Origin of the sequence: Acinetobacter sp. ANC 7912 (assembly GCF_039862785.1) — a bacterium.
GTDB classification, from domain to species: Bacteria; Pseudomonadota; Gammaproteobacteria; order Pseudomonadales; family Moraxellaceae; genus Acinetobacter; species Acinetobacter thermotolerans.
The window spans coordinates 2,242,922-2,260,332 of the sequence record NZ_CP156795.1 but is presented as its reverse complement, the minus strand read 5'-3'; the positions used below and the strand labels follow the sequence as shown (position 1 = coordinate 2,260,332).

At 44.4% G+C, this 17,411-nt stretch carries 16 protein-coding genes and 1 tRNA gene; 10 read left to right on the top strand and 7 right to left on the bottom strand.

Features of this window, described 5'->3' with window-relative positions; genetic code table 11:
- Nucleotides 1-62: 62 nt before the first annotated feature.
- From ftsH to ABEF84_RS11150, 4 genes are all read left to right on the top strand, one after another.
- Entirely contained in the window at nucleotides 63-1,952 is a 1,890-nt protein-coding gene (gene ftsH, locus ABEF84_RS11165) for an ATP-dependent zinc metalloprotease FtsH (RefSeq protein WP_347454798.1), read from the top strand.
- A gap of 111 nt (nucleotides 1,953-2,063) precedes the next feature.
- Nucleotides 2,064-2,651 carry a GNAT family protein gene (locus ABEF84_RS11160; protein WP_347454968.1) on the top strand — a complete coding sequence of 196 codons (588 nt, stop codon included), beginning with the start codon at nucleotides 2,064-2,066 and terminating at the stop codon, nucleotides 2,649-2,651.
- 85 nt (nucleotides 2,652-2,736) lie between these two features.
- Nucleotides 2,737-3,591, top strand: coding sequence for a dihydropteroate synthase (gene folP, locus ABEF84_RS11155; RefSeq protein ID WP_347454799.1), 855 nt, complete (start codon nucleotides 2,737-2,739; stop codon nucleotides 3,589-3,591).
- Between the two features lie 104 nt (nucleotides 3,592-3,695).
- A complete protein-coding gene (locus ABEF84_RS11150; protein WP_347454800.1) occupies nucleotides 3,696-4,010 on the top strand; it encodes a DUF5713 family protein in 315 nt (104 codons plus the stop codon).
- Nucleotides 4,011-4,039: 29 nt separating this feature from the next.
- Here ABEF84_RS11150 and ABEF84_RS11145 read toward each other — a convergent pair whose 3' ends face one another.
- Nucleotides 4,040-4,339 (bottom strand): hypothetical protein, encoded by a 300-nt coding sequence (locus ABEF84_RS11145; protein WP_347454801.1) that lies wholly within the window; start codon nucleotides 4,337-4,339, stop codon nucleotides 4,040-4,042.
- 104 nt (nucleotides 4,340-4,443) lie between these two features.
- On the opposite strand from ABEF84_RS11145, the gene ABEF84_RS11140 reads away from it, so the two are divergent.
- The gene (locus tag ABEF84_RS11140) at nucleotides 4,444-5,406 is read left to right on the top strand and encodes an IS30-like element IS18 family transposase (protein ID WP_075174500.1); all 963 of its coding nucleotides are present in this window, start codon (nucleotides 4,444-4,446) and stop codon (nucleotides 5,404-5,406) included.
- Here the strand turns inward: ABEF84_RS11140 and ABEF84_RS11135 are convergent.
- From ABEF84_RS11135 to ABEF84_RS11125, 3 genes are all read right to left on the bottom strand, one after another.
- Nucleotides 5,369-5,806 (bottom strand): hypothetical protein, encoded by a 438-nt coding sequence (locus ABEF84_RS11135; protein ID WP_347454802.1) that lies wholly within the window; start codon nucleotides 5,804-5,806, stop codon nucleotides 5,369-5,371. The genes ABEF84_RS11140 and ABEF84_RS11135 overlap by 38 nt on opposite strands.
- Before the next feature lie 90 nt (nucleotides 5,807-5,896).
- Nucleotides 5,897-5,983: transfer RNA gene (locus tag ABEF84_RS11130), tRNA-Leu, on the bottom strand.
- A 128-nt stretch (nucleotides 5,984-6,111) separates the two neighbouring features.
- On the bottom strand, nucleotides 6,112-6,840 hold the full coding sequence (locus tag ABEF84_RS11125) for a hypothetical protein (protein WP_347454803.1): 729 nt from the start codon (nucleotides 6,838-6,840) through the stop codon (nucleotides 6,112-6,114).
- Nucleotides 6,841-7,014: 174 nt separating this feature from the next.
- Between ABEF84_RS11125 and ABEF84_RS11120 the strand changes: the two genes are divergently transcribed.
- Entirely contained in the window at nucleotides 7,015-7,527 is a 513-nt protein-coding gene (locus tag ABEF84_RS11120; protein WP_034585306.1) for a hypothetical protein, read from the top strand.
- Nucleotides 7,528-7,553: 26 nt separating this feature from the next.
- Here the strand turns inward: ABEF84_RS11120 and ABEF84_RS11115 are convergent, their stop codons facing one another.
- The 3 genes from ABEF84_RS11115 to ABEF84_RS11105 form a co-directional block, all read right to left on the bottom strand.
- Nucleotides 7,554-7,832: a hypothetical protein gene (locus tag ABEF84_RS11115; protein WP_034585309.1), complete on the bottom strand. Its 279-nt coding sequence runs from the start codon at nucleotides 7,830-7,832 to the stop codon at nucleotides 7,554-7,556.
- 60 nt (nucleotides 7,833-7,892) lie between these two features.
- Entirely contained in the window at nucleotides 7,893-9,215 is a 1,323-nt protein-coding gene (locus ABEF84_RS11110) for a hemolysin family protein (protein ID WP_034585338.1), read from the bottom strand.
- 128 nt (nucleotides 9,216-9,343) lie between these two features.
- On the bottom strand, nucleotides 9,344-10,333 hold the full coding sequence (locus ABEF84_RS11105) for a LysR family transcriptional regulator (protein ID WP_034585312.1): 990 nt from the start codon (nucleotides 10,331-10,333) through the stop codon (nucleotides 9,344-9,346).
- 41 nt (nucleotides 10,334-10,374) lie between these two features.
- Between ABEF84_RS11105 and ABEF84_RS11100 the strand changes: the two genes are divergently transcribed.
- From ABEF84_RS11100 to mgtE, 4 genes are all read left to right on the top strand, one after another.
- Nucleotides 10,375-10,605, top strand: a complete 231-nt coding sequence (locus ABEF84_RS11100) for a hypothetical protein (RefSeq protein ID WP_034585315.1) — start codon at nucleotides 10,375-10,377, stop codon at nucleotides 10,603-10,605.
- A gap of 401 nt (nucleotides 10,606-11,006) precedes the next feature.
- Nucleotides 11,007-12,608 (top strand): isocitrate lyase, encoded by a 1,602-nt coding sequence (locus ABEF84_RS11095; RefSeq protein WP_034585317.1) that lies wholly within the window; start codon nucleotides 11,007-11,009, stop codon nucleotides 12,606-12,608.
- Between the two features lie 239 nt (nucleotides 12,609-12,847).
- Nucleotides 12,848-15,949 carry a multidrug efflux RND transporter permease subunit gene (locus ABEF84_RS11090; RefSeq protein WP_034585319.1) on the top strand — a complete coding sequence of 1,034 codons (3,102 nt, stop codon included), beginning with the start codon at nucleotides 12,848-12,850 and terminating at the stop codon, nucleotides 15,947-15,949.
- Nucleotides 15,950-16,058: 109 nt separating this feature from the next.
- The gene (mgtE, locus tag ABEF84_RS11085) at nucleotides 16,059-17,390 is read left to right on the top strand and encodes a magnesium transporter (protein WP_347452980.1); all 1,332 of its coding nucleotides are present in this window, start codon (nucleotides 16,059-16,061) and stop codon (nucleotides 17,388-17,390) included.
- Nucleotides 17,391-17,411: the final 21 nt, after the last annotated feature.

Genomic DNA, 17,411 nt, shown 5'->3' with positions numbered 1-17,411 from the left:
TTGGAAACTTAGGTCACCCCGTAAGGGCATGATCAAATTAGATTGGAAATGGGAATAAAGCTTTGAGCGATCTTTTTAAGAATGCCGTATTGTGGCTCGTGATACTGGGCGTGCTGGTACTGATCTTCAGTAACGTCAGTGATCGTAATCAGCCGCAAACAATGAACTATTCAGAGTTCGTTGCCGCGGTGAATGACGGCCAGATTAAGCAAGTGACAATAGATGGCGAAAGAATTCGTGGTGAGAAATCAAACGGTTCAGAGTTTGAAAGCATTCGCCCGGCAGTTCAGGATCCTGAACTGATGCCTAGCCTGATCAAGAATAACGTTGTGGTAGAAGGTACTGCACCACAGCGTCAAGGCTTGCTCATGCAACTGCTTATCGCAAGTTTCCCTGTGCTTTTAATCATTTTGTTATTCATGTTCTTTATGCGCAACATGGGTGGCGGTGCAGGCGGCAAAAATGGCCCGATGAGCTTTGGTAAATCGAAGGCGAAAATGCTGTCTGAAGACCAGATTAAAGTCACTTTTGCTGATGTTGCCGGTTGTGATGAAGCAAAACAGGAAGTGGTCGAAATCGTTGACTTCCTGAAAGATCCAGCAAAATTTAAACGTCTGGGCGCGACTATTCCTAAGGGCGTCCTGATGGTCGGTCCTCCAGGTACAGGTAAAACCTTGCTTGCTAAAGCGATTGCTGGTGAAGCCAAAGTTCCTTTCTTTAGTATTTCCGGTTCTGACTTCGTAGAAATGTTCGTGGGTGTCGGTGCATCTCGCGTACGTGACATGTTCGAACAGGCAAAACGCCATGCTCCATGTATCATCTTTATTGATGAGATTGATGCAGTCGGTCGTCACCGTGGTTCGGGTACAGGTGGTGGTCACGACGAACGTGAACAGACCCTGAACCAGATGCTGGTAGAAATGGACGGTTTCGAAGGTAACGAAGGTATTATCGTCATTGCGGCAACTAACCGTGCCGATGTACTGGATAAAGCCTTACTTCGTCCAGGCCGTTTCGACCGTCAAGTAATGGTTGGTCTGCCAGATATCAAAGGTCGTGAACAGATTCTGAATGTACACCTGAAAAAACTGCCTTCAATCACTGGCGTGGATGTGAAAGTCCTGGCTCGTGGTACTCCAGGCTTCTCAGGTGCGCAGTTGGCTAACCTTGTCAACGAAGCTGCATTGTTTGCTGCACGTCGTAACAAGAACACTGTCGACATGCACGACTTTGAAGATGCCAAAGACAAGCTGTACATGGGTCCTGAACGTAAATCGATGGTACTTCGTGAAGAAGAACGTCGTGCGACGGCTTACCATGAAGCAGGACATGCGATTGTGGCTGAAATGCTTCCGGGTACAGATCCTGTGCATAAAGTCACCATCATGCCGCGTGGCTGGGCATTGGGTGTAACCTGGCAGTTGCCTGAGTTTGACCAGACTAGCCATTACAAAGACAAGATGCTGAATGACATTGCCATCCTCTTTGGTGGTCGTATCGCAGAAGAAGTATTCATCAACCAAATGTCTACTGGGGCTTCGAACGACTTCGAGCGTGCAACTAAAATGGCACGTGCGATGGTCACCAAATACGGTATGTCTGAAAAACTGGGTGTAATGGTCTATGAAGATGATTCACAACAGTCATTCATGGGCAGCATCGGTAGCCGTACCATTTCAGAAGCCACCCAGCAACAGGTGGATGCTGAAATTCGCCGTATCATTGATCAGCAATATCACGTTGCTCGTGACATTCTTGAAAATAACAAGGACATCGCCCATGCAATGGTAAAAGCGCTGCTTGAATGGGAAACCATCGATCGCGAACAAATCCGTGACATTATGGAAGGCCGTGAGCCTCAACCACCGAAGGTATATGTTGCAGACAATCCTGTGATTGATGTAACGCCGAAGGATGGTCCACTGACTCCTCCGCCATTGCCAGCGAACTAAGCTGAATCTAAAAAAACCACCTGCGGGTGGTTTTTTTATACCTGTAGAAAACTATTCAAGCATGTTAAATTGTTGAAAATATAAATATAAAAAGGAACAAATTTGATGGATATGCATGCGCCAGTATTGAGGGGATATGGAGTACGGCTAGAACCTTTAAATTTAGAACATGCAGAAGACTTGAAGACTGCCTGTTCTGATGGCAATCTCGGTGATATTTTCTATACCTCTGCCCCTTATCCGCATACGGTTGAAGCGTATATTGAAAAAGCTTTAGAACAGCAGGCAAAGGGTGAACGAATTCCTTTTGCTGTGATCGATGAACAGACCAATCGAGCCATTGGTTCAACCAGCTATCACGACATCAAGCCAGAAATTCCACGACTAGAAATAGGCTATACCTGGTATGCGCAAAGTTTTCAGGGAACTCATGTCAATCGTGCCTGCAAATACCTTTTATTGCAGCATGCTTTTGAGACTTTAAATGCTCCAGTGGTTGCGTTTAGAACAGATCATTTGAACCTGCGTAGTCAGGCTGCAATTCAGGCTTTAGGAGCCAAACTGGATGGCATTCTGCGTTGTCATACTTTAAGAAAAGATGGCAAGACTGTGCGTGACACGGTGATGTTTAGCATTCTTCAGTCAGAATGGCCTGAAGTAAAACATAAACTAGAATCTTTTTTAGAGGCACGCAATTAACTCACTTAACGTCTCTCGGGGATAGGGCTTGCTTTGTCCCACAGATCATGGACAATGAGTCGGAAATTTATCAAGGAGATCAAACATGCAGCTGACGCCATTGCCACAACGTGTCTGGAATTTTGGACGTTTACAACTGGATCTGTCACAGCCGCATGTCATGGGTATTTTAAATGTCACCCCAGATTCTTTTAGTGATGGTGGTAAGCACAATACGAAAGATGCTGCTGTTGCCCGTGCATTGGAAATGATAGCTGAAGGTGCCACCGTAATTGATGTTGGAGGGGAGTCCACTCGCCCGGGTGCATCAGTTGTGGAAGTGGAAGAAGAAATCCGTCGTGTAGTTCCAGTGGTGGAAGAACTATCTAAACATGATGTGATCATCTCGATTGATACTTCACAGCCCGAAGTGATCAGGGCGGCTGTAAAAGCAGGTGCACATATCTGGAATGATGTGCGTGCGCTAACCCGTCCAAATGCTCTACAAACAGCTGCTGAGCTGGATATTCCAGTGATCATCATGCATATGCGGGGTGAACCAACTACCATGAATAATCTGGATCAGTATGAGGATGTCACTATTGATGTAATGGCTGAACTGAAACAGCGTGTTCAGGATGCCTTGGATGCTGGTGTAAAAGCCGAACACATCATGATTGATCCGGGCTTTGGCTTTGCCAAAAATGCTGAGCAGAATCTGAAATTATTGAATGAACTGTATAAGCTGAATGAGCTGGGCTATCCAATGCTGTCGGCCTTATCGCGGAAACGTTTTATCGGACAGGCACTCGGTGGTGCGGAAGCAGTAGAACGTGCAATTGGCTCAGTTGCCGGGCATTTACTCAGTATTCAGCAAGGTGCATGTATGGTACGTGCCCATGATGTGAAAGCGACCAGCGATGCGCTTAAAGTCTGGAATGCGATGCGCAATGCAGTGTAATTTCTAGTTGATTCAGTATTGGAAACCTTTCACTGTTTGGCTTTTAGGCGACAATATGATATATAGGCACGCTTAAATTCTCCTAATCATTCTAGAGTGCCTGTATGTTTGCAGATTTACTTCTCCCAATGTTTGATGATGAATATTATCCCGATATTCTGGTTGCTGAAGTAAAGCAGCACATTGAACGCTTTGCCAAAAAGGTATCTAAGGCTGGTCTGTCTGAACAGGATATTTACCAGTTTGCCAATGCCACTGTGGCAGAGATCAATGAAATGAAGCCACAGTTTGAGGATCTGGATTCTTCACTGGACGATACCGCAGCGGACTATATTGCTGAAGCCATGATGATGGTGGTACAGGAGTACGGATACTTCAATATTGAAATGGAAGAGCTGATCACCAACCGTGAATGGTAACAAAAAGCCCTGTAAAAACAGGGCTTTTTTTAATGGTCTAAAAATGCATCTTTAAAGTTTTTATAATGGATTTCATCCAGCAGTTTCTGCTCTTCCTGCATGCAGCGTTGATGCAAGTCTAGATAATATTTTTTTAAATCCTTTTGAAGAGGGACCGGTTGTGGCTGTTTGCTTTGCGATTCACGATAAGCCCAATACGCCAGTTGACGGATTTTCTGCAAACGTACCAGCAGGATGCTGCTGGTTGAATTTCTAAAACAAGGTTCAACCCAAACTGCGACAAAACTGCCGAAAGCAAGTAAGATCAGACAAGGGACAGTGATAAACATCGCAGATTCAAATCCCAAGTGCGACACATTTGTAGTTAGTTGAAAAAGTTAGGTGTATTCATAGAATCATTAGACTTTTTCAACTCGCAATTGGAAAGCACACAATGAAGAAATACACCCAACTTTCTCAAGATGAAAGATACGAAATTTATGCTACTTTGAAAAGTAAAAGCTCAATCGCTAACCTTGCTCGGGAGTTAGGGCGTTCACGATCAACCATCTACCGTGAATTAAAAAGAAATACTGGGCAACGTGGATATAGGGCTCAACAGGCAGCTAAATTTGCAAGTCAAAGACGGTACCGTCCTTCCTCATCAATGACAGCATTTGCCTTCGCCTATATTGATTATTTAATTGGCTTGGACTGGTCACCAGAACAAATTTCAGGTGCTTTAACACAACGCGGTTGGCTGGATGTACCTTCACATGAGTGGATTTACCAGTACATTTATCAAGATAAATCAAAAGGCGGTAAACTCCATCTACACTTAAGGCATCAGAAGAAATATCGAAAACGAGGTTACAAAAACACGGATCGTAGGGGGCAAATCATTGATAAAACAAGTATTCACTGTCGAGACCAGGTCATTGATCAACGACAACGTTTAGGAGATTTCGAAGGTGACACGGTGATTGGTAAACATCATAAAGGTGCTTTATTAACCCTTGTTGATCGAAAGAGCCTGTATGTACATATTGTTCATTTAGGATCAACGAGAGCATCCTCTCAAACGATTACTTGTGCGTTAGATCGTTTACGAATGAGCCATGCTTATAGTGTGACATTTGATAATGGTAAAGAATTTTCCGAACACAAAAGAATTACTGATGCCGGGATAGAGACGTATTTTGCTGATCCTTACAAGTCTATTCAGCGAGCTAGAAATGAAAATACGAATGGTTTAATCCGTCAATATCTGCCAAAATCATCATCGTTTGATGACGTGTCAAACGAACAAATAGAGCAGATAGAATTTGCACTCAACCATCGTCCTAGAAAAACGCTAGGTTGGTATACACCGAGTGAAGTTATGGCTGGTTTTTATACTGTTGCACTTGCCGCTTGAATCCGCCCATTGAATGAAAGTGCTGGAAATTAACCCAAGATAAGATCACGATCAGGGTTTGAATATATAAACAGCGTTGCAAACGTTTTGCGAAACGCGCAGAACTATACTTGGCCTGATACTGGGCACGCCAGATATAAGGATAGAGCATACTGATGAGCACGATCATCCCTGCACTAATCGCTTGGTGCTTGGAAGTGACAAAGTCAGGATAAAATGGCAAAGAGAAGCACAGACAGCAAAATCCCGTGATCAGGATCAAAATACCCATGCGCAAATATAAATATGGATCAATGGTTTGATTCAAATATTTATAGCGGCTATAGCTGAGCGTGCAAAAAAACGCATCAGGATGGCGTAACTGAAGTTTGGCTAGATCGAAGGAGCGAGATGCAGACATGGCTAAGAAGTGTTCGATTTTGAAATTTGGATACAAAAAAACCAGCTCACGCTGGGATTTTGCTTTGTAGCATTTTAATCAGAACTAAAATGGTGCCCGAGGCCAGACTCGAACTGGCACGCCTTGAAGGGCGGGGGATTTTAAATCCCCTGTGTCTACCGATTTCACCACTCGGGCATGCGCGCCATCATAGATGAGCAGAAAGCTCTTGGCAAGCGGATTTCACATTATTTGTTGGCTTTTCATTCAATTTATTGATTTTAAAAAGCGAGAGAAAATGCCTAGGCTGGATCGTATCGCTTAATCTACAGCATCTCATCCAGATAGCTTTCGATATCAATATGCTTGATGCGTTTGCAGTATTGATGTTCCAGTTTGAGTAACTGGCTATAGAGATCTGCATACTGATTCAGTTGACGTTGTAAAGTCTGGTATTTGGGATTGTTGGCAGACATCAAACGTAATTTCAAGCGGGTCAAACGGCTTTGCTTATATGCCCAGAAACAGATCCTCCGTAACTGATGCAGTTGATACTGCTCGGTGCCCTGCGTATTTTGACGGAAAAGATTTTCTTTATAAAAACGCACAAAACCAAAACTGACACCAAAGAACAACAAGACCCACATTACCCATTGGCTGTGCAGAAATTCAATATTCAATGCAAACAGCAGAATCACAGCAGTCAGCTTGATTGGCGTATGGCGTACATGCTGATAGAAGGAATGTGAAGAATGACGAATCTGCTTAATGACGAACGGTACCACCAGCATTAGAAATAGCAGAATCGCCAGACAGGCATAACTATGGGCTTCAAAACTACTCAGTGGTGCTAGCACACTACTCAATACATCTTTGAGGGCAAAACTGATCGGAATAAAGATCATGCAGGCCAGAATCCAGGGAATAAACTCGCGGCGGTCATCCAGTACGCCTTTGGTTTTGATCTGGCCATAGAACAGGTAATTGTGCCGGAATGCTGTTGGGTAGAGCAGTTGAAGTTGTTGAAGCAGCACAGTTACTTGTTGGTTTTGCATGTAGGCTAAATTATGAGATAAATCAATACCATTACTATAGAGTAAATCACTGCATTTTTCCTGAAAATTCTCGTACGGATTAAATCATGCAGTGAACAGCAGGAATTTATCTTTTTCAGTGTGAATTATGCGAAAATAGCTCATTGTTGAAATTCTATTTTTTAAGGACAGTTCATGACTGATCAATCTCCTGCGACATTAAGCGATATCGAAATTCTGGACATCCTGCAAAGCATGAAAAACGATGTGCTGAATGAAGAAGCGAAAGAAACTATTCGCCAGGGCGGTAAAGCTGGTCGTCAGGAAGCGCACAAGCAGGCATTGGTTGCATTGCATCAGTCATTTGAAGCTAAGTTTGTTGAAGCGGTAGCCTTGGCTTTAAACCTGAACGAAGCTCAGATCAAAAAGATTCGCTACAAGAAAGACCGTATCCGTATTTTAAAAGCGCGTGGGATTGATTATCTGGCGATTGATGGGGCGGAAACTGCTTTTGTGCTGGCACAGATTGCGCAGGCGATCGTGCATGAAGATGCGATTGTGACCCATGACCTGCACAATATCTTCCCGTTCTGGAAAGAAGGCTGGCCTATGGTGCAATTCGATAATGCCTACAAGATTCTGGAAGATGATATCCGCATTCATTATCAGGCGGTGCTGGATGAGCTGATCAGCAAGTTTGGTAAATAAGATCAAGCACCCTAATGGGTGCTTTTTTAATCCTTATAGATCAGGGCAAGTAACCAGCTGATGGGAAGGATAAATATTTTCCACCAAGTAATGAGTGGATAGAGCAGATAGTTTCCCCAAGTTAAAGTAGAGTCAAAGCCACGACGTCTGTGTTCATGCGGATAGGGAATCAGGATTATCGTAAAGATCAACAAGGCAATCGCAGCGAATAGCAGCAAGGGATTTTGTTCGCGCACAAAGAAAAAATAAAATAGATACAGTGCTGAGTAAAAACTGAGACAAGCCAGGATCGCAAAAATATTCATTTATCACCTTATTCTTATTCTTCGGTTTTCTATTATCAATTGAAAAAAAGAAGAACCAGATTACTCTGATTCTTCTTCGTTGTTTTTATTCGGTTCCAGCAATCGGGTGACTAGGAGCTGGTCAATTTTAAAATGATCGACGTCAACTACTTCAAATTTATAGCCGCCATGCATCACGATATCGGCCGGGCGTGGAATCTTACGTAGTTTGTACATCATAAAACCAGCCAGGGTTTCATAATTTTCTTCTTCCGGCATTTCATCAATTTCAAGCGCGTGTTTCAGGTCTTCAATTGGCGTGCTGCCTTCGATCAGCCAGGAGTCCGCATCACGCTTGATGATCTGCTGATCCTCTTCCATTGGCGTTACCCAGTCGCCCATCACGGTGATCATGATATCTGACAAAGTAATCACACCGACCACCAGTGCATATTCATTAATGACCACTGCAAACTTTTCCTTGGTTGAACGGAAACGGTCCAGCAGTTCAGACAAGGTTAAGGTATCTGGAATGGTCAGCACATTACGAATGGTGGATTCATTCAGCTGATTAAGGCTCTGGTTATTCAGAATCCGCACCAGAATATCTTTGGCATCGACGTAGCCAATCACCTGGTCAATATTTCCATTACAGACTAGGAATTTGGAATATGGAAATTCTGCCAGTTTCTGACGAATACTTTCTTCAGATTCATTGATGGTGAAATACACCACGTTTTCACGTGTGGTCATACTTGATGGAACGGTACGCTCCTCAAGCTCAAACACATTTTCAATGAAATGGTGTTCCTGTTTTTGCAACACACCGGCCTGTGCACCCGCATCCATTACCGCTGAAATATCATCAAAGGTAATGTTGTCTTCACGGGTGGTATTGACCTTGAATAGGCGGAACAGCGTATTGGCAATCACATTGATAAACCATGCCAGTGGCTTACAGATTTTGATAAAGACCTGAATCGGATTGATCACCGAAATGGCAATACTTTCTGGTGCAATCATGGCTAGACGTTTTGGCATCAGGTCGGCAAACAGAATGAACAGGGAGGTGACTAAAGTGAAGGAGAGAGCAAAGCCGATAGTATCCGCCCATGGTCCCTGATAAAACTGCCGGATAAATTCCAGGAAATAAGGACGAAATGCCCCTTCACCTAAAATACCGCCAAGGATGGCGACAGCATTCAGACCAATTTGGGAGGCAGCAAAGAAATCTGCTGAGTTTTCCTGTAAATCGAGCACTTTTTGCGCGCGGTAATCCCCCGATTCAGCCAAAATTTTCAGCTTTACTTTACGGGCACCTGCAAGCGCGATTTCAGTTAATGATAAAAAACCGGCCCCCGCGATGAGTATTAAGATAATCACGATATTTTGAAAGAGGCTCACGGAATCCACCTGTGGATTAATATTATCTTGGAATATTTTTAACACAAAAAAGGACTTAAGCGGTATAAAACCGATCTCAAGTCCTTACAGTATAAGCTTAAAAAATAAGAATTTATGAGAAATTTAAATTAATAATGCGAAAATTGGGAATTATTCGCCAAAAATTCGCGGTTTTCCTCATCAATCATCTGACGCGCTACATAGAGAATCAACTGACGTAACCAGCGATGGGCTGGATGATGGTGCAATAACGGACACCATGCCATCTTCAGTTCGAACTCTGGAATATAGAACGGAGGATCTTTAATAAGTAAGTTTTGATTTTTGGCTTGCAGACGTGCAATTCGTGTTGGCAGGGTCGCGATCAGATCTACATTCGATGCTAAAAGCCCTGGCATTTGATAATGACGAGTAAATACCGAGATTTTACGTTTTTGGCCAATACGCTCTAAAGCCTGATCAATCCAGCCGAGTCCTGCCTGTTTTTCAGGATTCACGCCGAAGCCAACCCCCATACCGGTTTTTGATACCCAGATATGCTGTGCATCTAGATAACTTTTCAGGTTTAAGTTGCTTGAAGCAGGGTGTTTGCTATTCAGCAAGCAAGAGAAACTGTCACGCCAGACCAAGACCTGGTGGAAACTTTGTGGAATTTCATTGAATCGGTTAATGGCTAGATCAACCTTACCTTGTTCCATATCACGGTAGGACACGTCACTTGGCGTAAGAAAGTCGAGCACCACATTCGGCGCTTCAGAACGCAGCGCTTTGACCAGACGCGGCACCAAAGTGGCTTCGGCATAATCTGAGGTCATGATCCGGAATACGCGGTTAGAGGTATAAGGGCGGAACTCGGTACGCGGTTCCAGAATCATCGAGAGGTCAGACAGGGCATCACGGATACGCGGTTGCAGTTCCAATGCACGTTCTGTCGGGGTCATGCCTTCAGAAGAACGGATCAGGAGCGGATCATTAAATAAGTTGCGTAAACGACGCAAGATGTTACTCATGGCTGGCTGGGTGACACCCAATTGCTCAGCTGCACGCGTAACATTTTTTTCGCGAAGAAGTACATCAAGATAAATTAATAGATTGAGGTCGACCCGCTCCAGATTCATAAAAAAAATACCGAAAATAAAATCATGAAATTGTAGTGATTATGCCACAAGTACTGCGGGTTGTGTATGTGGTTGATGAAAAAAAAGACACACCATTTGTAGATAAATTTGCAGTTGGTGGAAGGGTTTTTGAACTGGCTTTAAGGTTTAAATTACCTGTCAATTCGGTCAATAGAGCTTTGAAAACTGCTGCACATTTTAGACTGATTTTCGGGGTTAGGTTAAGCATTCCACTTTCATTTCTTGATCATTTTAAAATAATGGAAAAGTAGTGTGAAAAATATCCTTTGTGAAAAATGACTTTTAAAAAACAATGGCAAAAAGAGACGGAAAAATGGAGAAAAAAGCGGCAGAACAACCTGGTCAAGACTTAAGTCTAATGAATATTTTTCGCACGAATCGTAGAAAAAATGCGCGAATATAAATTTTTAAAATTTAAAAATAAAATATAAAAAACAGATATTTATAAAATATTGGTTAAATTATATTTAGACTTTGATCTACATATTTTTTAAATAAATAATGATAATTCTTGCAGAATATTGGATTAATTTTTTCAGTCAAACTAATCTTTAACCATCGCAACGAGCTGACTAAAATCTAAACAAAGTTTTGAGGGTCTGATTTTAGTACATCGTTGAAGAAAATCCTAAAATTAATACAGGAAAATATCATGACTACATACCAAACAGCGATTGATGCAATCCGCGAATTAAAAGCGAAATTCGGCAACACTTGGGCAGACATCAGTCCTGAAGATGCTGCGCGTATGCAACTTCAGAACCGTTTCAAAACCGGTTTAGACATTGCGAAATATACAGCGGCGATTATGCGTCGTGATATGGCTGAATACGATGCTGACTCTAGCAAGTACACTCAATCATTAGGCTGCTGGCACGGTTTCATCGCTCAGCAAAAAATGATTGCGAACAAAAAATACTTCGGTACGACTTCTAAACGCTACATCTACCTGTCTGGCTGGATGGTTGCAGCACTTCGTTCTGAGTTCGGTCCACTTCCTGACCAATCTATGCACGAAAAAACTTCTGTTCCTGCACTGATCGAAGAAATCTACACTTTCCTTCGTCAAGCTGATGCAAAAGAACTGAACGACCTGTTCCGTGCTTTAAACAAAGCAAAAGAAGCTGGCGACGCTGCTAAAGTTGCAGAAATCACTGCTCAAATCGACAACTTCGAAACTCACGTTGTGCCAATCATTGCCGACATCGACGCTGGTTTCGGTAACGAAGAAGCAACTTACCTGCTTGCTAAGAAAATGATCGAAGCTGGTGCTTGTGCACTGCAAATCGAAAACCAGGTTTCTGACGCGAAACAATGTGGTCACCAAGCTGGTAAAGTAACAGTTCCACACGAAGACTTCATCGCGAAAATCCACGCTCTTCGCTATGCATTCCTAGAAATGGGTGTTGAAGACGGTATCATCGTTGCGCGTACTGACTCTGAAGGCGCTGACTTGACTCAGAAGATCCCTGTATCTAAAGAGCCAGGCGACATCGCTTCTAAATACATCAGCTACTTAGACACTCAAGAGATCGACATCTCTGAAGCTCAAGAAGATGAAATCTTGATCAAACGTGATGGCAAACTGCACCGTCCAACTCGTCTTCCATCGGGTCTGTACCAGTTCCGTGAAGGCACTCAGATTGACCGTGTTGTTCTTGACTGTATCACTAGCCTTCAAAACGGTGCTGACTTACTTTGGATCGAAACCCCGACTCCAAACGTAAAAGAAATCGCTCACATGGTTAACCGTGTACGTGAAGTGATTCCAAATGCGAAACTTGTTTACAACAACTCGCCTTCATTCAACTGGACACTGAACTTCCGTCAACAAGCGTACGACCGTTGGGTTGCTGAAGGTAAAGACGTTTCTGGTTACGACCGTGCTAAACTGATGAGCGCTGAGTACGACGATTCTGAACTGGCTGCTGATGCTGACGAAAAAATCCGTACATTCCAGGCTGACGCTGCACGTGAAGCGGGTGTATTCCACCACCTGATCACTCTGCCTACTTACCACACAGCTGCTCTGTCTACTCACGAGCTTGCTAAAGGTTACTTCGGTGACGAAGGTATGTTGGCTTATGTTGCTGGCGTTCAACGTAAAGAAATCCGCGGCGGTATCGCTTGCGTGAAACACCAAGCAATGGCTGGTTCTGACATCGGTGATGACCACAAAGAAATCTTCGCTGGTGACAACGCGCTTAAAGCGGGTGACGATGCGAAAAACACAATGAACCAGTTCGGTGGTTAATCCTCCAGCCTGATTCGAAAAACCCTGCGAAAGCAGGGTTTTTTTATTGCTCTAAAACAAAAACAATGTCATAAATATTTGAAAAACTAAGATGAAGTGAAAAACCTTCACAATTTCTTCATGATTTAATTTTATCCATGTTTTTCTGTGCTCAAGGCTTGCATTCTGAAAGTCAGTCATTGAATATCCATAAGCTGATCAAGCCTTCAATTCACCTAATATAAAAGTGATGTAATCCCATGCTGTCCAAGTTTTTTATTCATCGACCTATTTTTGCAGGCGTACTAGCTATCGTGGTGATGGCAATTGGCCTGTTTGCGGTGATGAATTTGCCTGTTGAGCGCTATCCGGATATTGCTCCACCTCGCGTAACAGTATCAGCGACTTATTCAGGTGCTTCTGCGGAAACGGTTGAGGAGAGTGTGACTCAGGTCTTGGAGCAGCAGATCAAGGGGATTGATCACCTTTTATATTTTAGTTCCAGCAGTGATTCTTCTGGGCGTAGCCGGATCAATATCAGTTTTGAAAATGGGACTGATCCAGACACTGCACAGGTTCAGGTACAAAATGCGATTAATGGAGTGCTGAACCGGCTGCCAGAAGATGTGCAGCGTCAGGGTGTCAATGTCTTCAAATCACTTGGCGATACCCATATGGTGATTGGCCTGTATGACGAATCGCGCCGTAGTGACAATATTGCTCTGTCTGACTATTTATCGACCCATATCGAGCAGGATATTTCCCGGGTCGAAGGCGTGGGTGAAGTGGATGTGTTCGGTTCGCAGTATGCGATGCGTATCTGGCTGAATCCGCACAAGCTGAAGCAATATAACCTGATGCCGAGTGATATCCGGGCTGCGATTGAAGCGCAAAATACTCAGGTCGCTGCTGGTGCAGTCGGTGATTTACCAACGGTTGAAGACCAGTACCTAAATGCCAAAGTCACTTCAGGTACACGTCTGAGAACAATCGAAGAATTTGAAAATATTATTGTCAAGTCTGACCGGGACGGTAGCTTTATCTATTTAAAAGATGTTGCGCGTATCGAACTGGGTGCCGAAAACTACCAGTCCTTTAGTACTACCAATAGTTATCCATCCGCTGGTTTGGCGATTTCGCTGTCGTCGGGTGCCAATGCAATTGCCACTTCAGAGAAGATTAAAACTGAAATTGAGCGTCTTTCCAAGCAGTTGCCGGAAGGGTACAAGATTGCCTATCCGCGGGATAACACACCTTTCGTTCAGGAATCCATCAAGGAAGTGGTGAAGACTCTGGCTGAAGCGATCATCTTGGTCATTGTAGTGATGTTTGTCTTCCTGCAGAACTGGCGAGCGACACTGATTCCTGCAGTGACTGTTCCAGTGGTATTGCTTGGTACGATGGCAATTCTGTATGCCATTGGACTCAGTATCAACACCTTAACCCTATTTGCACTCGTCCTTGCAATTGGTTTGCTGGTCGATGATGCAATTGTGGTGGTGGAAAATGTCGAGCGTCTGATGCATGAGAAGAACCTTTCTGCCAAAGAAGCAGCGCTGGAATCCATGCAGGAAATTAGCGGGGCACTGGTCGGCATTACTTTAGTACTGACTGCTGTCTTTATTCCGATGGCCTTCTTTGGCGGTTCAACCGGGGTGATCTATCGCCAGTTCTCCATCACGCTGGTGGCCGCAATGTCACTGTCGTTGATGGTTGCCTTGATTTTAACTCCGGCACTGTGTGCTTTAATTCTCAAACCCAATCCTAAACCGGCACGCTGGGCACTATGGTTTAACCAGAAACTGGAAAATCTGAAACAAGGTTATTTAAGCCTGTCCAGCAAAACTCTAGATCATAAAGCCGTCTGTCTGGTGTTATTTAGTGGACTGCTGATTGTATTTGGCCTGTTTTATAAAGCATTGCCCACCAGCTTCCTGCCAAGTGAGGATCAGGGCACACTCAGCATTCAGGTTCGTTTGCAGGAAGGGGCGCCGCTAAAAAACACTATTGCCGCTGGTGAAAAGATTCGTGAATATTTCCTTGAGCAGGAAAAAGACAATATCAATCTAGTCATGATGCGTTATGGCCGTAACTTCTCTGGTACAGGCCAGAACCTGGCGACGGGTTTCGTGGCACTAAAACACTGGGATGAGCGTCAAGGCGAGGAAAACACAGCTCAGGCGATTCGTGAACGGGCCATGAAACATTTCCGTGGCTTTAAGGATGCACAGGTCAATATCAATATGCCAGCTTCGGTCAGTGGGCTGGGGCAAACCGATGGTCTGGAATTCTGGATTCGGGATGTAGAGGGTAATGGCCGCCAGTATTTAGAAGATCAATATAAGTTGATTGATGAACAGGCCAAGCGCTACAGTACCTTTGAAAATCTGGGCAAGCGAGCCAATCCGGAAAAAGCTGAACTCAAGGTCAATATCGACCAGAAACAGGCGATGGCCAATGGTCTGAGCCAATCTGCCATTAACAGCACCTTGTCTGCGGCTTGGGGCGGCAATTATGTGAATGACTTTATTGACCGTGGCCGCATCAAACGGGTGATGATGCAGGGTGATGCCGAATTCCGTTCTAAACCGGAAGATCTGGCGTTGTGGCATGTACGTAATGACCAGAACCAGATGGTGCCGTTTAGTAACTTCTCTACCGTGAATTGGAGTGGTGGTCCAGAAGTGGTGAATCGCTTTATGGGCTATACAGCCTTACAAATGGAAGCCGATGTCAGCAAAAATACCAGCAGTGGTGAAGCCATGCGTGATATCGAGCAGCTGGTAGCGGAGCAGAAAGGCATTGATGTGACCTGGAGTGGCCTGTCTTTTGAAGAAAAACAGTCTAGTAATCAGGCAATCATCCTGTATGCGGTGTCGATTGGCTTTATCTTCCTGTGTCTGGCGGCACTTTACGAAAGCTGGAGTATTCCAACCGCAGTAATGTCGGCGATTCCACTCGGCATTGGCGGTAATATCATATTTAGCTTTTTGGCCGGTTTCCCGAATGACATCTATCTCCAGATTGCTTTACTGACCACGATTGGCCTGTCCTGTAAGAATGCGATTTTGATTGTGGAATTCGCGGCGCTGGCCGAACAGCAGGGTAAATCGATTGTGGCTGCAGCACTAGAAGGCGCTAGCCTGCGTCTGCGTCCAATTTTGATGACTTCATTAGCCTTTGGTGCTGGAATTCTGCCACTGGTATTTGCCTTTGGTGCCGGCGCTGCCAGCCGTCAGGAAATCGGTGTCAGCGTGCTTGGTGGGGTGATTTTCGGAACCATTCTGGTCCTGATCTTTATTCCATTTATGTATGTGATGGTACGCAGACTGTTTCAGAAGAAAAAGATGCAACTCAACTAAACCATTTTACTTAATATAAAAATATTACAACGACAATGAGATAGAGCATGCCTGACTGAGGTCGGGCATGCTAAATTTCAGATCAAGCAAAAAATAATAAGAGGGCGGCATGCCGGATCAGCATCTTACACAGGTACGTGAATCGTTAAAACAGCAACAAGCCAATGTGGATCAGCAACTGTCTGAGCTAAATGTGGCCGATCAGGCTCGCCTGCTGTCTGAATTAAAACCCGGTGACCGGCAGTACCGTTTTGAACAGGTCAAGCATCCCGCACAGGTATTGGAATTCCTGCCTTTGGATCAGCAGCTGCAAATCGCGAATCAGCTTACTATTGAGCAGTTGGCGAATGTTCTAAATGCCATGCATTCGGATGATTTTATTGACCTGTACAAACAGTTGCCCATTGAAAAGCAGCAGCAATTGCTAAGTAAACTTTCAGTTCAAGCACATCATTCCCTAAAAGTTCTGCATGCCTATCCGGAAGAAACCGCCGGCGCTTTGATGAGTTCAGACTATGTGACCTTGTCACCTGAACTAACCATGCATGAGGCGATTGCAACCCTACGCGATATTGCCGGTAATCATGACACTCTATATCTGATTTATATTGTGGATGCCGAGCAGCACCTGGTTGGGGTGATTTCTTTACGCCAGATTGTTCAGGCCCAACCCACCGCAACAATTGCCGAAGTGATGACCCGAGAAGTGATTTATGGCACGGTGGATGAAGACCAGGAACTGATTGCCCGCAGGCTGGCTTACTATGACTTCATTGCCTTGCCAATTGTCGATGCCGAGCAGCGTCTGGTCGGGATTGTGACCTATGACGATGCCATGGATATTGCCGAAGCAGAAAGCACCGAGGACTTCTTGAAAGCGGGTGCGGTTGAGCCACTAGATCAGCTTAGCCTAAAAACTGCACCGATTCTGTCCCTATATCAGAAGCGCGTGTTTTGGCTGGTACTCTTGGTGTTTGGTAGTCTGCTTTCTAGCTTTGGCATCGCCAGATATGAAGATATTATTTCTGAACATATTGTCTTGGTCTTTTTTCTGCCACTACTTGTCGGGAGTGGTGGGAATGCCGGTTCACAATCTGCGACCTTGATGGTTCGTGCATTGGCAACAGGAGATGTGCAGTTTAAGGACTGGTTTAGGCTGATTAGACGGGAAACCTTGGTCGCATTGTGTCTGGGACTTACCATGGCACTGGCTGTGTCGATTCTCGGCTATATCCGTGGTGATCTGATGGTGGCTGTGGTACTGGCGATCAGTATGATGGGCATTGTACTGCTCGGTTGCCTGATTGGAATGAGTTTGCCATTTGTGCTAAACAAACTGAAACTCGATCCGGCCAGCGCCTCTGCGCCGCTGGTGACGTCGATCTGTGATGCTAGTGGGGTAGTAGTCTATCTGTTTGTGGCTTCCCAGTTATTATTTTAAGTAAATAAAAATACTCTATAT

Coding starts and splice junctions, on each gene's coding strand:
- ABEF84_RS11095 (WP_034585317.1), top strand. CDS start 11,007: ATGACTACATACCAAACAGCGATTGATGCAATCCGCGAATTAAAAGCG.
- ABEF84_RS11120 (WP_034585306.1), top strand. CDS start 7,015: ATGACTGATCAATCTCCTGCGACATTAAGCGATATCGAAATTCTGGAC.
- ABEF84_RS11140 (WP_075174500.1), top strand. CDS start 4,444: ATGAAGAAATACACCCAACTTTCTCAAGATGAAAGATACGAAATTTAT.
- mgtE (WP_347452980.1), top strand. CDS start 16,059: ATGCCGGATCAGCATCTTACACAGGTACGTGAATCGTTAAAACAGCAA.
- ABEF84_RS11090 (WP_034585319.1), top strand. CDS start 12,848: ATGCTGTCCAAGTTTTTTATTCATCGACCTATTTTTGCAGGCGTACTA.
- ABEF84_RS11105 (WP_034585312.1), bottom strand. CDS start 10,333: ATGAATCTGGAGCGGGTCGACCTCAATCTATTAATTTATCTTGATGTA.
- ABEF84_RS11160 (WP_347454968.1), top strand. CDS start 2,064: ATGCATGCGCCAGTATTGAGGGGATATGGAGTACGGCTAGAACCTTTA.
- ABEF84_RS11150 (WP_347454800.1), top strand. CDS start 3,696: ATGTTTGCAGATTTACTTCTCCCAATGTTTGATGATGAATATTATCCC.
- ABEF84_RS11125 (WP_347454803.1), bottom strand. CDS start 6,840: ATGCAAAACCAACAAGTAACTGTGCTGCTTCAACAACTTCAACTGCTC.
- ABEF84_RS11115 (WP_034585309.1), bottom strand. CDS start 7,832: ATGAATATTTTTGCGATCCTGGCTTGTCTCAGTTTTTACTCAGCACTG.
- ABEF84_RS11145 (WP_347454801.1), bottom strand. CDS start 4,339: ATGTTTATCACTGTCCCTTGTCTGATCTTACTTGCTTTCGGCAGTTTT.
- ABEF84_RS11100 (WP_034585315.1), top strand. CDS start 10,375: ATGCCACAAGTACTGCGGGTTGTGTATGTGGTTGATGAAAAAAAAGAC.
- folP (WP_347454799.1), top strand. CDS start 2,737: ATGCAGCTGACGCCATTGCCACAACGTGTCTGGAATTTTGGACGTTTA.
- ABEF84_RS11135 (WP_347454802.1), bottom strand. CDS start 5,806: ATGTCTGCATCTCGCTCCTTCGATCTAGCCAAACTTCAGTTACGCCAT.